The organism is Serratia sp. DFXYC6 (assembly GCF_057196085.1).
In genome coordinates, this window is the sequence record NZ_JBXUNV010000001.1 from 2482296 (window position 1) to 2496254 (window position 13959).

14 protein-coding genes are annotated in these 13959 nt (G+C 62.3%); 4 read left to right on the plus strand and 10 right to left on the minus strand.

Annotated elements, in window-relative coordinates; genetic code table 11:
- Window positions 1–104: 104 nt before the first annotated feature.
- The 4 genes from betA to AC2CGQ_RS12145 form a co-directional block, all read right to left on the minus strand.
- The gene (gene betA, locus AC2CGQ_RS12130) at window positions 105–1772 is read right to left on the minus strand and encodes a choline dehydrogenase (RefSeq protein WP_004939099.1); all 1668 of its coding nucleotides are present in this window, start codon (window positions 1770–1772) and stop codon (window positions 105–107) included.
- Between the two features lie 135 nt (window positions 1773–1907).
- Window positions 1908–3380, minus strand: coding sequence for a betaine-aldehyde dehydrogenase (betB, locus tag AC2CGQ_RS12135; protein ID WP_016928486.1), 1473 nt, complete (start codon window positions 3378–3380; stop codon window positions 1908–1910).
- A 14-nt stretch (window positions 3381–3394) separates the two neighbouring features.
- The gene (gene betI, locus AC2CGQ_RS12140; RefSeq protein WP_033633738.1) at window positions 3395–3997 is read right to left on the minus strand and encodes a transcriptional regulator BetI; all 603 of its coding nucleotides are present in this window, start codon (window positions 3995–3997) and stop codon (window positions 3395–3397) included.
- A gap of 71 nt (window positions 3998–4068) precedes the next feature.
- Window positions 4069–4407 carry a hypothetical protein gene (locus AC2CGQ_RS12145; RefSeq protein ID WP_134954089.1) on the minus strand — a complete coding sequence of 113 codons (339 nt, stop codon included), beginning with the start codon at window positions 4405–4407 and terminating at the stop codon, window positions 4069–4071.
- Here AC2CGQ_RS12145 and AC2CGQ_RS12150 point away from each other — a divergent pair.
- Complete coding sequence (locus AC2CGQ_RS12150; RefSeq protein WP_004939112.1) at window positions 4398–6437, plus strand: choline transporter; 2040 nt, start codon at window positions 4398–4400, stop codon at window positions 6435–6437. The genes AC2CGQ_RS12145 and AC2CGQ_RS12150 overlap by 10 nt on opposite strands.
- A 44-nt stretch (window positions 6438–6481) precedes the next feature.
- On the opposite strand, the gene AC2CGQ_RS12155 is transcribed toward AC2CGQ_RS12150, so the two are convergent.
- From AC2CGQ_RS12155 to AC2CGQ_RS12170, 4 genes are all read right to left on the minus strand, one after another.
- Window positions 6482–6952 carry a YkgB family protein gene (locus tag AC2CGQ_RS12155; protein ID WP_049278850.1) on the minus strand — a complete coding sequence of 157 codons (471 nt, stop codon included), beginning with the start codon at window positions 6950–6952 and terminating at the stop codon, window positions 6482–6484.
- Between the two features lie 65 nt (window positions 6953–7017).
- Window positions 7018–7293 carry a pentapeptide MXKDX repeat protein gene (locus AC2CGQ_RS12160; protein ID WP_033633740.1) on the minus strand — a complete coding sequence of 92 codons (276 nt, stop codon included), beginning with the start codon at window positions 7291–7293 and terminating at the stop codon, window positions 7018–7020.
- A 59-nt stretch (window positions 7294–7352) separates the two neighbouring features.
- Entirely contained in the window at window positions 7353–8129 is a 777-nt protein-coding gene (locus AC2CGQ_RS12165) for a molybdopterin-dependent oxidoreductase (RefSeq protein ID WP_103686858.1), read from the minus strand.
- A 10-nt stretch (window positions 8130–8139) separates the two neighbouring features.
- A complete protein-coding gene (locus AC2CGQ_RS12170; protein WP_156865357.1) occupies window positions 8140–8751 on the minus strand; it encodes a cytochrome b/b6 domain-containing protein in 612 nt (203 codons plus the stop codon).
- Window positions 8752–8901: 150 nt separating this feature from the next.
- Between AC2CGQ_RS12170 and AC2CGQ_RS12175 the strand changes: the two genes are divergently transcribed.
- On the plus strand, window positions 8902–9615 hold the full coding sequence (locus tag AC2CGQ_RS12175; protein WP_021504276.1) for a response regulator transcription factor: 714 nt from the start codon (window positions 8902–8904) through the stop codon (window positions 9613–9615).
- Window positions 9616–9618: 3 nt separating this feature from the next.
- Window positions 9619–11085 carry a sensor histidine kinase gene (locus AC2CGQ_RS12180; RefSeq protein WP_484593681.1) on the plus strand — a complete coding sequence of 489 codons (1467 nt, stop codon included), beginning with the start codon at window positions 9619–9621 and terminating at the stop codon, window positions 11083–11085.
- Window positions 11086–11098: 13 nt separating this feature from the next.
- On the opposite strand, the gene AC2CGQ_RS12185 is transcribed toward AC2CGQ_RS12180, so the two are convergent.
- Both AC2CGQ_RS12185 and AC2CGQ_RS12190 read right to left on the minus strand, forming a co-directional pair.
- Window positions 11099–12517, minus strand: a complete 1419-nt coding sequence (locus AC2CGQ_RS12185; protein WP_075685803.1) for a heavy metal sensor histidine kinase — start codon at window positions 12515–12517, stop codon at window positions 11099–11101.
- Window positions 12514–13185: a heavy metal response regulator transcription factor gene (locus AC2CGQ_RS12190; RefSeq protein WP_021504273.1), complete on the minus strand. Its 672-nt coding sequence runs from the start codon at window positions 13183–13185 to the stop codon at window positions 12514–12516. The genes AC2CGQ_RS12185 and AC2CGQ_RS12190 overlap by 4 nt, the downstream gene beginning before the upstream one ends.
- Window positions 13186–13325: 140 nt before the next feature.
- Here AC2CGQ_RS12190 and AC2CGQ_RS12195 point away from each other — a divergent pair, with 140 nt between their 5' ends.
- Entirely contained in the window at window positions 13326–13952 is a 627-nt protein-coding gene (locus tag AC2CGQ_RS12195; RefSeq protein ID WP_004939163.1) for a hypothetical protein, read from the plus strand.
- Window positions 13953–13959: the final 7 nt, after the last annotated feature.

Genomic DNA, 13959 nt, shown 5'->3' on the forward strand with positions numbered 1-13959 from the left:
ATAAGGGATAAAAGAGAGTTGCCCCCTCGCCTTGGGGAAGAGCATATGGAGAGGGGTTGCTTGCTACGGCGGCCCTCCCCCTCAACGGCGAGAGGGCGTGTCGGTTACTGCTTGCGCACCGGCGCATCGCCGGCGACGTAGTAGTCGGCGGTGCTGCGCGGCAGCGGCGCGCGCTGGCGAATGCGGTCGGCGATCTTTTCGGCGATCATGATGGTGGTGGCGTTCAGGTTGCCGGTAATGATCAGCGGCATGATTGACGCATCCACCACCCGCAATCCTTCCATGCCGTGCACCCGGCCCTGGCCGTCGACCACCGCCATCTCGTCTTCGCCCATCTTGCACGAGCAGGACGGGTGGAAGGCGGTTTCGGCGTGCTCGCGCACGAAGGCGTCCAGCTGCTCGTCGGTCTGCACCTCCGGCCCTGGGCTGATCTCGCGGCCGCGGTATTCGTCCAGGGCAGGCTGCGCCATGATTTCGCGCGTGATGCGGATAGCGTCGCGGAACTCCTGCCAATCCTGTTCGGTCGACATGTAGTTGAACAGAATGCTCGGATGCTGACGCGGATCTTTCGATTTCACCTGCACCCGGCCGCGGCTCGGCGAACGCATCGAACCGACGTGGGCCTGGAAGCCATGCTCTTTCACCGCGTTGCTGCCGTTATAGTTAATCGCCACCGGCAGGAAGTGATACTGAATGTTCGGCCAGGCGAACTCTGCGCGGCTGCGGATGAAACCGCCGGCCTCGAACTGGTTGCTGGCGCCGACGCCGGTGCCGTTGAACAGCCATTCCGCGCCGATTTTCGGCTGATTGAACCATTGCAACGCCGGGTACAGCGACACCGGTTTCTTACAGGCGTACTGCAGATACATCTCCAGGTGATCCTGCAGGTTTTCCCCCACCCCCGGCAGATCGTGCACCACGTTGATGTCCAGACTTTTCAGCAGCGCCGCCGGGCCGACGCCCGAACGCTGCAGAATTTGCGGCGAGGCGATGGCGCCGGCGCACAGCAGCACTTCGCGGCGCGCTTTGGCATGGGTCAGCTGATTGCTGTCGCCCTGCAGATAGTTGACGCCCACTGCGCGCTTGCCGTCGAACACGATATGGTCGGTCAGCGCATGGGTGACGATCTTCAGGTTCGGCCGGGAACGCGCCTGATCCAGATAACCGCGGGCGGTGCTGGCGCGGCGTCCCTTCGGCGTCACGGTGCGATCCATCGGGCCGAAGCCTTCCTGCTGGTAACCGTTCAGATCGTCGGTGCGCGGATAGCCCGCCTGCACGCCGGCTTCCACCATGGCGTGGAACAGTTCGTTGTTACCGGCCTTCGGCGTTGTGACGCTCACCGGGCCATCACCGCCGTGGTAATCGTTCGGGCCGATATCGCGCGTTTCCGCCTTGCGGAAATACGGCAGACAGTCCAGATAGGTCCAGTCTTCCAGACCCGGCGCCTTGGCCCAGTTGTCGAAATCCATCGCGTTGCCGCGAATGTAACACATGCCGTTGATCAGGGACGAACCGCCCAGACCTTTGCCGCGGCCGCATTCCATCCGGCGGTTGTTCATGTGCGGCTCAGGATCGGTTTCATACGCCCAGTTATAGCGGCGGCCCTGCAGCGGAAACGCCAGCGCGGCCGGCATCTGGGTACGGAAATCCATCCGGTAATCCGGGCCGCCGGCTTCCAGCAGCAGGACGCTGACGTCGGCGTCTTCAGTCAATCGGGTGGCTAACACGTTGCCGGCGGAACCGGCACCGATAATGATGTAGTCAAATTCCATTCATTATCTCCTTACTTTATTGGCCTGCATGAGACGAAAACGCGAAACGCGGATCCGCAACAGGCGGTGTATTTGGCTCTCGGGGAGTGTCGGCCGCAGCCAACCCGGCTGCGGCTCGAAAGACGACGGGGATAGTTAAAATACCGAGGCGTATTCGCCCAGCTCAACCTGCACCGATTTGATCTGGGTGTAGTGCTCCAGCGTGGTCAGGCCGTTTTCGCGGCCGACGCCGGACTGCTTGTAACCGCCGACCGGCATTTCCGCCGCCGACTCGCCCCAGGTGTTGATCCAGCAAATGCCGGCTTCCAGCTGGTGGATCACGCGGTGCGCGCGGGCCAGATCGTGGGTCACCACGCCCGCGGCCAGGCCGAAGGTGGTGTCGTTGGCACGGCGCACCACTTCCTCTTCGCTCTGGTAGCTGAGAATGCTCATCACCGGCCCGAAGATCTCTTCGCGCACGATTTCCATGTCGTCGCGGCAGTCGCTGAATACCGTCGGCGCCACGTAAGCGCCCTTGCCGAATTCGCCGTGGGTGACGCGTTCGCCGCCGCACAGCAGGCGCGCGCCGCTGTTTTTGCCGCTCTCGATAAAGCGCAGCACCGATTCCATGTGCGCAAAGCTGACCAGCGGCCCGAAGTTGGTTTGCGGATCGGTCGGATCGCCGAGGCGAATGCGCTTCACGCGCTCGAGAATTTTCGCCTCAAACTGCGCCTGCAGCGCCGCCGGCACAAAGACGCGGGTGCCGTTGGTGCACACCTGGCCGGAACTGTAGAAGTTGGCCATCATGGCGATATCGGCGGCGCGATCCAGATCGGCGTCGTCGAAGATAATCAGCGGCGACTTGCCGCCCAGCTCCATGGTGACTTCCTTCAGCGTCGAACCCGACGCGTTGGCCATCACCTTCTTGCCGGTTTTCACCCCGCCGGTGAAAGAGACTTTGGCAATGCCCGGATGGTCGGTCAGATATTGCCCCACTTCCGCCCCGCTGCCGGTCACCACGTTGAACACGCCGTCCGGCAGGCCGGCTTCGGTGTAGATTTCCGCCAGCTTCAGCGCCGTCAGCGACGTGACTTCACTCGGTTTGAAAATCATCGCATTGCCCGCCGCCAGCGCCGGCGCGGACTTCCACAGCGCAATCTGAATCGGGTAGTTCCAGGCGCCGATGCCGGCCACCACGCCCAGCGGTTCGCGGCGGGTGTAGACGAACGAGGTATCGCGCAGCGGGATCTGCTCGCCTTCAATGGCCGGGATCAGGCCGGCGTAGTACTCCAGCACGTCGGCGCCGGTGACGATGTCCACCGCGGTGGTTTCCGACATCGCTTTACCGGTATCCAGCGTTTCCAGCGCCGCCAGCTCATCGTTGCGCTCGCGCAGAATATCCACCGCGCGACGCAGGATGCGCGAACGCGCCATCGCCGTCATCGCCGCCCACACCTTCTGCCCGCTGGCCGCGCTGGCCACCGCACGATCGACGTCTTCAGCGCCGGCGGACTGGACTTCAGCCAGAACTTCGCCGTTCGCCGGATTAATGGCGTTGAAGGTTTTTCCAGCGGTGCTGTCTACATAGGCGCCATGAATATAGAGCTTCTGCAAGCCAAAACGGGACATAGGATCTCCTTGAGTTATCCTCCGGGCAGCGTTTGCCCCCGGAGTTGGAACGTGATGTATTCGGTCGTGAGCGCCAGCGCCTGCGCCTGATTGAACGCGGAGCCGCGCAGCGCGCTGCGCAGCCACAGCCCATCGATCAGCGCCGCCAGCCCCTTGGCCGCCAACCGCGCCTGCGGCTGCGGCATGACGCGGCGAAACTCGGCGCACAGGTTGGAATAAAGCCGGCGGCCGTTCACCTGTTGCAGTCGGTTGAGCTGCGGCTGGTGCAGGCTGCTGGCCCAAAAGGCCAGCCAGGTCTTCATCGCCGCGCTGTTGATCTGGCTGTCGTCGAAGTTGCCGGCGACGATCGCCTGCAGCCGCGCCGCCGGGCTGTTATCGGTCAGCGCCTGCAACCGCAGCTTCACCGCCTCGCCCAGGTGGCTGATCAGATAGCGCATCGTGGCTTCCAGCAGGCCGTTCTTGTCCTTGAAATAATGGCTGATGATGCCGTTGGAAACGCCGGCCCGCCGCGCGATCTGCGCGATGGTGGCGTCATGCATTCCCACTTCGTTTACCGCGGCGAGCGTGGCATCAATCAACTGCTGCCTTCTGATTGGCTGCATTCCTACCTTTGGCATATTTCGACTCTCACAAAACCGACTTCGGCCTTATCTCAGCGGGCAAATTTCACTGCCGTTTCGCCCGTGATTCAGGTCATCATGCGGACTATTAAACTTTTTTTTGATTGAACGTTCAATAAAAATTGCATATATTTTATTGCCGCCTGGTTAAAAATTTGTACTATCTGGTTGTGGAACTGGCTGATTTTTGTGAGGTAATTAACGAATCTGACCAAAATCAGTGGCTGTAAGCGGTTCCCACCGCGAAGCGCTCCGGTGCTTCGGCAACAGGCGAAAGCGGCGTTACTCAGGCCATTCCGATGGGGATGGTCGCCGCCTTCATTCGCCCGTTTTTCGGCGGCGCCAACGCGCCCCGAAATGCGGAGCGGCACGATTTTACTCAGTTCAGAGGATGACGATGACAACACGCGAAACCTCCTCCAAACCGCAGCAGGACCGCCTCAACCCTGTGGTTTTCTTCACCTCGGCGGGGCTGATCCTGGCCTTCTCGCTGATGACCATCTTTTTCACCGACTTCTCCGGGCAGTGGATCACCCGCACGCTGAATTGGGTGTCGACCACCTTCGGTTGGTACTACCTGCTGGCGGCGACGCTGTACATCGTGTTCGTGGTGTTTATCGCCGCCTCGCGCTTCGGTTCCATCAAGCTCGGGCCGGAGCAGTCCAAGCCGGAGTTCAGCCTGATGAGCTGGGCGGCGATGCTGTTCGCCGCCGGCATCGGCATCGACCTGATGTTCTTTTCGGTCGCCGAGCCGGTGACCCAGTACATGATGCCGCCGGAAGGCGACGCGCAAACGCTGGAGGCCGCGCGCCAGGCCATGGTCTGGACGCTGTTCCACTACGGCCTGACCGGCTGGTCGATGTATGCGCTGATGGGCATCGCCCTCGGCTACTTCAGCTATCGCTACAATCTGCCGCTGACCATCCGCTCGGCGCTGTACCCAATCTTCGGTAAGCGCATCAACGGCCCGATCGGCCACAGCGTGGACATCGCCGCGGTGCTAGGCACCATCTTCGGCATCGCCACCACGCTGGGCATCGGCGTGGTGCAGCTCAACTACGGCCTCAAGGTGTTGTTCGAGATCCCGGAAAACCTGACGGTGCAGGGCTCGCTGATCCTGCTGTCGGTGATCATGGCCACCATCTCGGTGACTTCGGGCGTTAACAAGGGCATCCGCATCCTGTCCGAGCTGAACGTGCTGCTGGCGCTGGGCCTGATCCTGTTCGTGCTGTTCTTCGGCGACACCGAGTTCCTGCTCAACGCGCTGGTGCTCAACGTCGGCGATTACGTCAATCGCTTTATGGGCATGACGCTCAACAGCTTCGCCTTCGATCGGCCGGTGGAGTGGATGAACAATTGGACGCTGTTCTTCTGGGCCTGGTGGGTGGCGTGGTCGCCGTTCGTCGGCCTGTTCCTGGCGCGCATCTCGCGCGGGCGCACCATTCGCCAGTTCGTGGTCGGCACGCTGATCATACCGTTCGTGTTCACTCTGCTGTGGCTGTCTATCTTCGGCAACAGCGCGCTGTACCAGATCATCCACGGCAACGCCGAGTTTGCTCAGGAAGTGATGCAGTTCCCGGAGCGCGGCTTCTACAGCCTGCTGGCGCAATACCCCGGCTTCACCTTCAGCGCCTCGGTCGCCACCATCACCGGCCTGCTGTTCTACGTCACCTCGGCGGACTCCGGCTCGCTGGTGCTGGGTAACTTCACCTCGCGCCTGGCCGACATCAATAATGATGCGCCGAACTGGCTGCGGATTTTCTGGTCGGTGGCCATCGGCCTGCTGACCATCGGCATGCTGATGACCGACGGTGTGCCGGCGCTGCAGAAAACCACGGTGATCATGGGTCTGCCGTTCAGCTTCGTGATCTTCTTCGTGATGGCCGGGCTGTACAAATCGCTGCGGGTGGAGGACTACCGCAAGGCCAGCGCGCTCAGCACCCTGGCGCCGGTGCCGGTCTCCAGCCACGACGTGCTCAACTGGAAACAGCGCCTGTCGCGGGTGATGAACTACCCGGGCACGCAGTACACGCAGAAAATGTTGGATAAGGTTTGCCGCCCGGCGATGCAGGACGTGGCGCGCGAGCTGGAGTTGCGCGGCGCGAAAGTGGAGTTCAGCGAAGTGCCGCCGACCGAAGACGAACGCCTGAACCACCTGGAGCTGCTGGTGCACCTGGGCGAGGAACAGAACTTCATCTATCAGATCTGGCCGATGCGCTACTCGGTGCCGGGCTTCACCTACCGCGCCCGCTCCGGCAAGTCGCACTACTACCGGCTGGAAACCTTCCTGATGGAAGGCACCCAGGGCAATGACCTGATGGACTACAGCAAGGAACAGGTGATTGGCGATATCCTCGACCAGTACGAGAAGCACCTGAACTTCCTGCACATTCATCGCGAAGCGCCGGGGGGCACCCTGACCTTCCCGGATATGTGACGGTCAATCAATAACCAGAGGGCGTAGCCAGGCTACGCCCTTTTTTATGCCTGCTCGGCCGGCAAGTCGGCTTTCAGCAGCACCAGGGAGCCGGCCAACAACACCAGATCCTTGATTAAAAAGCTGGTGGCGCCAGCCATGGCGGGAAAACCGCCGGCGGAGGGCTCCCAGGCGCCCGGCGTGGAAAAGATCAGCGTCAGCGTGGTCAGGTAGGTCACCGTCGATCCGATCGCCCCCAGCAACCCCAACCGCCGCGACCAGAATCCCGCCAGCAGCAGCAAACCGAAGCTCCACTCGGCGACGCCCAGCGCATAACTGGCGCCGCGAATGCCGAACGCCTGGTGCATCCAGCTCAGCAGTGGGCTGTTGCCGATCAGTGGCACCAGCCCCTGCGCTTCGTAATCAAACCACTTGGCGTAACCGAAGGCGACGAAAATCACCACCAACGCCGCGCGCATAAACATAACGTCCCCGTTCGAGCGCTGAAAGCGCCGCAGCCATGTCGCCAGCATCATCCTCTCTCCTTATGTTGCCCGCAGCCGCAGCGGATCTGCCGCTTGCGGCCACGGGGTACGGCGGCTTAGTGCCCCATCGCATCCTTCTTCATCTCATCTTTCTTCATGCCGTCTTTGGCCATACCGTCTTTCGCCATGCCATCCTTTTTCATGGCGTCTTGGCCCATCTTGTCTTTCTTCATGCAGTCCTTGCCCATGCACTCTTTCTTCATGCCGTCGTGCGACATCTGGCTCATGCCGTCCTTTTTCATCGCGTCTTTGCTCATGCCATCGGCGGCGTTGGCACCGGCCACACCCAGCATCAGCGCGCTGCACATCATCATTGCGAATAACTTTTTCATGGTATTTCCTTCCGTCATGTCAAAGGCACCGGAGTGCCGGAGAATGGCCGGCGGCCGCCTCAGCTGCCGCCAAACCAGTTGTAGCCCTGGTCTTCCCAGTAACCGCCCGGGAAGCGGTTGGTGACCTCGATCACCTGAATGTGCTTCGGATTCTTGTAGCCCAGCTTGGTTGGCATGCGCAGCTTCATCGGGTAGCCGTACTTGCGCGGCAAGATCTGGCCGTCGTAGGTCAGCGCGATAATCGTCTGCGGATGCAGCGCGGTGGCCATATCGATGCTGGTGTAGTAGTCGTCGGCGCATTTGAAGCTGACGTAGCGGGCGCTCAGATCCGCGCCGATTACCTTAAGAAAGGTGGCGAACGGCACGCCGCCCCACTTGCCGATGGCGCTCCAACCCTCGACGCAAATATGACGCGTCACCTGGCTGACCTGCGCCATTTGGTGCAGCTGCGGCAGGCTCCAGGCGCGCTTGTCCTGCACCAGCCCCGCCACCTCCAGCCGATAGTCGTCGCCGTTGATGTCGGGCGCGTCCTCCTCGGCGTAAAAGGCGTTGAACGGGAATGGCCGGGTGATCATCGATTCCGGGTAGACCGGTGCCAGGCGATCGCCGTTGAACAGCCAGCCCTGCACCCGATCGTTGAGACGCGAGATGCGGCTCAGCGCCTGTTCAACGTTGGCGTTGCCGCTGAGATCGCAGCCGGTGAGCATGGCAATGCCGCCCAGCGTCAGACCGTTGCGCAGAAAGCGGCGGCGGGACGACGCGGTCAACAAGCGCTGCGCTTCTTTGACGATCGCCTGCCCTTCAACGATCGTCATGATCTGTTTATCCTTTTTCATCGTGAACTCCTTAACGTCCGCGCAGCATGGCCAGCAGCGTGCGAGGCACCAGCGCCACCATCACCAGATGGATCGCGACGAAGGTCACCAGCGCCGACATGGCGAAAAAGTGGATATAGCGCGCCGCTTCATAGCCGCCGAGCAGCGTGCGCAGCAGCGGAAACTGCACCGATTTCCACAACACCAATCCGGACAACGCGCTCAGCACGCCAAGGAGCATCACCGACAGATAGGCCACGCGCTGCACCATGTTGTAATGGCGCAAATCGGCGTGCTGCAGCCGGCCGCGCAGCGCCGCGCCGACATCGGCGAGAAACTGCCTCGGGCTGAGCGGCCAATATTTGCGTTTGAAACGCCCGCTGGCGAGGTTCAGCAGCAGGTAACACAACCCGTTGACGCCAAACAGCCACATGCCGGCGAAGTGCCACTGCAGCGCGCCGCCCAGCCAGCCGCCAAGCGTCAGCTCGTTGAGAAAACTGAAGTTGAACAGCGGCGAGGCGTTATAGATGCGCCAGCCGCTGGTGACCATGATCAGCATCGCCAGCGCATTCAGCCAATGCGTCAACCGCAGCCAGAGAGGATGTACCGTCTGTCGTTGTTCCGGGGTGAGGGTGAAGCTCATAGCGATTCCTGCCAGCTAACGATGCGATGAGCCCAGTATTCCCCGGATTTGTTCCCCAAGACCTCACGCAAAGTTAAATAAAATGTGATAACTCCGCCGGTGGCGGTTGTGTAGACTTCAGAGAGAATCGGGCAATCAGCGGTAATGAGAATGGACAAGCCAAAACGAATTTTGATCGTCGAGGACGACGGCGACATCGCCGATCTGCTGCAGCTGCATCTGCGTGACGAGGGTTACGCCATCAGCCACGCCGCCGACGGCAATCAGGGCATGGCGATGCTGGAACAGGGCGGCTGGGACGCCCTCATCCTCGATCTGATGTTGCCGGGCGTCGACGGATTGGAGATTTGCCGCCGGGCGCGCACCATGACGCGCTACACGCCGATCATCATCACCAGCGCGCGCTCCAGCGAGGTGCACCGCGTGCTGGGGCTGGAGCTGGGCGCTGACGACTATCTGGCCAAACCTTTTTCCATGCTGGAGCTGGTGGCGCGGGTCAAGGCGCTGTTTCGCCGCCAGGAGGCGATGAGCCGCAACCTGCGCCTGGACGCCGGCGCGCTCAGCTTCAACGATCTGACCATCGATCCTATCGCCCGCGAGGTGCGCCTGCACCAACAGCCGATCGAGCTGACGCCGCGCGAATTCGACCTGCTGTACTTTTTCGCCCGCCACCCGGGCCAGGTATTCTCGCGCCTCAGCCTGTTGAATCAGGTCTGGGGCTATCAGCACGAAGGGTATGAGCACACCGTCAACACCCATATCAACCGGCTGCGCATCAAGATTGAGCGCAATCCGGCGGAACCCGAGCGCATCCTCACGGTGTGGGGCATGGGCTATAAATTCGCGGCCGCGCCGCAAGAGTGAGCCATGAAAAACCTTACGTTAGCGCAACGCCTCACGATTATCTTCGCGCTGCTGATCGTCATCGGCTGCGCCTTTTCCGGCTGGATGCAGGTGCGCAGCAATACCCAGTACAGCCAGGCGGTGATCCAGCGCCTGTCCGGCAACCTGGCGCAGCATATCGCCGACAGCAATCCGCTGCTGGGGGTGAACGGGCCGGAGCCGCAGGCGGTGCATATCCTGTTCGATCAGCTGATGGCGGTGAACCCCAGCGTTGAGGTTTACCTGCTCGACAAACAGGGCACGATTATCGGCAACGCCGCGCCGGCCGGGCATCTGAAGCGGCAGCGGGTCGCGCTGGCGCCGCTGCAGGCGCTGCTCGATGGCGCGCAGATGCCGGTGTACGGCGACGATCCGCGCAGCGCGGACGGGCGCAAGGTGTTCAGCGTTGCGCCGCTGAAGGTCGACGGCCGGGTCGAGGGCTATCTGTATGTGGTCTTGCTCGGTGAAGAGTACACGGCGCTGGCCAGCAACGCCCAGTTCAACTCGGCGGCCAGGATGGCGCTGTGGACCTCCGGGGTGATGGTGCTGTTCAGCCTGCTGGCCGGCGGTTTCGCGTTCTACTGGGTCACTCGCCCCATCCGGCGCCTGACCCGTCAGGTCAATGCGCTGGACAGCGGCGGCATCGAGGCGGTGCAGGCCTACGCGGCGCGGCCGGCGGCGCCGGCCGGGCGCGACGAGGTCAGCCAGCTGCAACAGGCCTTTCACCGCATGGCGCAGCGCCTCGCCGAACAGTGGCAAACGCTGGCGCAGCAGGATCGGCTGCGGCGCGAATTCATCGCCAACGTCTCGCACGATCTGCGCACCCCGCTCACCTCGCTGCACGGCTATCTGGAAACGCTGTCGGTCAAGGCCGCCACCCTGAGCGACGCCGATCGGCGGCGCTATCTGGAGATCGCCCTGGCGCAGAGCCGCAAAGTGGGCAAGCTGGCGCAGGAGCTGTTCGAGCTGGCGCGGCTGGAGTACGGCGTGGTGAAACCGCAGAAAGAGCCCTTCTCCCTCAGCGAGCTGTTGCAGGACGTGTTCCAAAAGTTCGAGCTGGCGGCGGAGGCGCGTAATCAGCGGCTGCATGCCGACATCGCCCCCGGCGTGCCGCCGGTGTTCGCCGATCTCAGCATGATTGAGCGGGTGCTGACCAACCTGCTGGACAACGCCATTCGCCATACGCCGCCCGGCGGCGACATCGGCGTGCGGCTGTGGCGGCTGGAAGATCGGGTGATGGTGCAGATCAACGACAGCGGCCCCGGCATTCCGCAGACGCTGCGCGCCGATCTGTTCGTGCGGCCGTCTGTCCTGAGCGGCGCCCGGCGCCCTGCGGGCGGGCTGGGGTTAATGATCGTGCGGCGCATTCTGCAGCTGCACGACAGCGATATTCAGCTGATCGAACAACCGCAAAGCGGCGCCTGCTTCCGCTTTGCCATTCCGCCGCGTTAATCCGGCTTAACGGTTATTGCGCTAACGGGAACCGCAGGCTGAAAATGAGGCTGGCGGCAGACGCGCGCCCGGTACATTCGGCGCGCGCCTCACCGCCGTGCAGCGTCATGATGGCGCGTACGATAGACAGCCCGAGACCGCTGGCATGGCTGCCGGCGCTGCGCGCGGGATCGGCGCGGTAGAAACGATCGAACAGTTTTTCCAGCTGTGCCGGCGCGATCGGCGGCCCCTGATTGATGACCTGCACCCACCAGGCATCGGCGCGCCGTTCAGCCCGCAATACGATCAGGCTGTTTTCATCGGCATAGCGCACCGCGTTGGCCACCAGATTGCTCAGCGCCCGCTGGAACAACATCGCGTCCGCCTTCAGCTCGCCTTCCCCTTCGCAGTTCAGCGCGATGCCGCGTTCTTCCGCCAGCCCTTCGAAGTAATCCGCCACCCGCCGCAGCTCGACCGCCACATCCAGACGACTGTAGTTCAGCGCGGACTGCGCCTCACCGGCGCGCGCCAGAAACAGGATGTTTTCCACCATGCGCGAAATACGCTCCAGCTCATCCATATTGTTCGACAATAGGGTTTCGTACTCCTCCACGCTGCGGGGTTGATACAGCGCCACCTGACACTGGCCCATCAACGCGCCCACCGGGGTGCGGATCTCATGGGCCAGATCGGCGGAAAACTGCGTCAGCCGCTGATAGCCTTCATTCAACCGATCGAGCATCGCATTAAACGCCCGGGTCAATTGCTGTAACTCCTTCGGCGCCCCCTGTTCACTGAGGCGCGTCGACAATGTATTGGGCGCGATCTCCGACGCCTGCGCCGCCATGCGCCATAGCGGCCGCAATCCGCGGCGCATGACCCCATAGCCCAGCAGCGCAATCAGCAGGAAAGCCACAACGACCGCCGCGACAATGCGCCACAGGTAGCGCGCCAGCATTTTCTGTTCGTTGACCATCACGTGCGCGGCGGAAATCTGCAGCAAACTGCCGTCTTCCAGGCGCACCATTGCCGACGCCGCGCGCAGCGGCACCCCCTGCGCCGTTTCCCCGCCGCGCACGGCGGCCAGCGTCTGCGCCTGTTCGGGCGGCGTCGGCGCGATCGGCGGCAGGGCCACCCTGGCCGGATTCACATTGATGAGCGGTTTTTGCCCCGGAATTTGGAAAATCAACACATCCTGTTCATTGCCCAGCATATTTTCGAACAGGCCGTTATTAGCCGTCAGGCGCGCCAAAGGAAAGCGCTGCCCCAGTAAATGGCGGAAATACTCTACGCGCCCGGTCACCTGCAGATCGCTGCGGAGCGTCATTTCCTGACGCATGGCGCCGAACAGATACCAGCCCGCCCCGCTCACCACGCAGGCGGCCACCAGCGCGAACAGCATGGCGGTGCGCAGCGTCAGCGACACCGGCCGACGTGAAGCGCGGGCGTTCACGAGCGCGGCTCGCAAACATAGCCGATGCCGCGCACGCTGTGGATCAGCTTGACGTCGAACGGCCGGTCGATTTTGGCACGCAGGCGTTTGATCGCCACGTCAACCACATTGGTGTCGCTGTCGAAATTCATGTCCCACACCTGGGAGGCGATCTGCGTGCGCGACAGCACTTCACCTTCGCGCCGCACCAGCAGATGCAGCAACATGAATTCTTTATTGGTCAACGGGATCACCTGATCCTGGCGCACCGCCCGGCGGCGCAGCACGTCCAACTGCAGATCGGCGATGGCGTAATGATCGGCTTCGCGCGCCGGCCCGCGGCGCAGCAAGGTGCGCAAACGCAGCACCAGCTCGGTAAAGGAAAAGGGTTTGATAAGATAGTCGTCCGCGCCCAGCTCCAGACCGTGGATGCGATCCTGTACGCCATCGCGGGCGGTGAGAAACAGGATCGGCACGTCGCTTTTCTTGCGCAACACCTCGATGATCTGCCAGCCGTCCAGCCCCGGCAGCATCACGTCGAGCACGATCGCATCGTAGTCCTGCTCCAACGCGCGAAACAGCCCGTCGGTGCCGGTGCGCGCCAAATCGACGCCGTAGCCCGCTTCCCCCAGCCCTTTCTTCAGGTAATCCCCTGTGCCGATATCGTCTTCAACTACCAGTATTCGCATGCTCGCCACCTCGTTACGTCTGCAAAAATACTAGCAGCTTCGGCGGACAAACTTGATGACATTAATGTCATCAAACGGCCATGGCGCTGACCCAATGGCTCAACCATGCTTAACCGGCAAACTCATTTCAGGAGAACGTTATGATTACCCGTCATCGTATAGCCGGTTTACTGTTATCCACCTTGCTGCTGTCCAGCGGCTTGGCCGCCGCCGCCCAACCGCCGGGCAAGGTGATTGCGCCGCTGCGCGGCACCATCAGCCAGGTTGCCGACGGCAATTTGCAGCTGACCGATCGCAAGGGCGAGACCCTCAGCGTCAAGCTGAACGATCAGACCAAAGTGCTCAGCGTTTCCAAAGCCACGCTGGACGATATCAAACCGGACAGCTTCATCGGCACCGCCGCCGTGCCGCAGCCGGACGGCACGCTCAAGGCGTTGGAGGTGCATGTGTTCGCCGCCAGCCTGCGCGGCACCGGCGAAGGGCACTCGGCCTGGGAATCCGCCGACGGCAAAGTGGACACCATGACCAACGGCACCGTCGGCAAATTGGTGAAATCCAATGGCCGCACCCTGACCGTCACCTACGGCAACCAGCAGAAAACCGTCGTCGTGCCGGAAGACGTGCCGATCGTGACGCTGGATCCGGGCGATCTGAGCCTGCTGAAACCGGGCGTGCATATCGTGCTGTTCTCCGCCGCCAACGAAAAGGGCGAGCGCGTCGCCACCCGCATTTCCGCTGGCAAAGACGGCACCGTGCCGCCGATGTAACCGGAGG

Bases quoted from the DNA above. Each gene is read 5' to 3' on its own strand.
- betA (WP_004939099.1), bottom strand. From the start codon at position 1,772: ATGGAATTTGACTACATCATTATCGGTGCCGGTTCCGCCGGCAACGTG.
- AC2CGQ_RS12190 (WP_021504273.1), bottom strand. From the start codon at position 13,185: ATGCGAATACTGGTAGTTGAAGACGATATCGGCACAGGGGATTACCTG.
- AC2CGQ_RS12195 (WP_004939163.1), top strand. From the start codon at position 13,326: ATGATTACCCGTCATCGTATAGCCGGTTTACTGTTATCCACCTTGCTG.
- AC2CGQ_RS12165 (WP_103686858.1), bottom strand. From the start codon at position 8,129: ATGAAAAAGGATAAACAGATCATGACGATCGTTGAAGGGCAGGCGATC.
- AC2CGQ_RS12155 (WP_049278850.1), bottom strand. From the start codon at position 6,952: ATGATGCTGGCGACATGGCTGCGGCGCTTTCAGCGCTCGAACGGGGAC.
- AC2CGQ_RS12175 (WP_021504276.1), top strand. From the start codon at position 8,902: ATGGACAAGCCAAAACGAATTTTGATCGTCGAGGACGACGGCGACATC.
- betI (WP_033633738.1), bottom strand. From the start codon at position 3,997: ATGCCAAAGGTAGGAATGCAGCCAATCAGAAGGCAGCAGTTGATTGAT.
- AC2CGQ_RS12170 (WP_156865357.1), bottom strand. From the start codon at position 8,751: ATGAGCTTCACCCTCACCCCGGAACAACGACAGACGGTACATCCTCTC.
- betB (WP_016928486.1), bottom strand. From the start codon at position 3,380: ATGTCCCGTTTTGGCTTGCAGAAGCTCTATATTCATGGCGCCTATGTA.
- AC2CGQ_RS12180 (WP_484593681.1), top strand. From the start codon at position 9,619: ATGAAAAACCTTACGTTAGCGCAACGCCTCACGATTATCTTCGCGCTG.
- AC2CGQ_RS12160 (WP_033633740.1), bottom strand. From the start codon at position 7,293: ATGAAAAAGTTATTCGCAATGATGATGTGCAGCGCGCTGATGCTGGGT.
- AC2CGQ_RS12150 (WP_004939112.1), top strand. From the start codon at position 4,398: ATGACAACACGCGAAACCTCCTCCAAACCGCAGCAGGACCGCCTCAAC.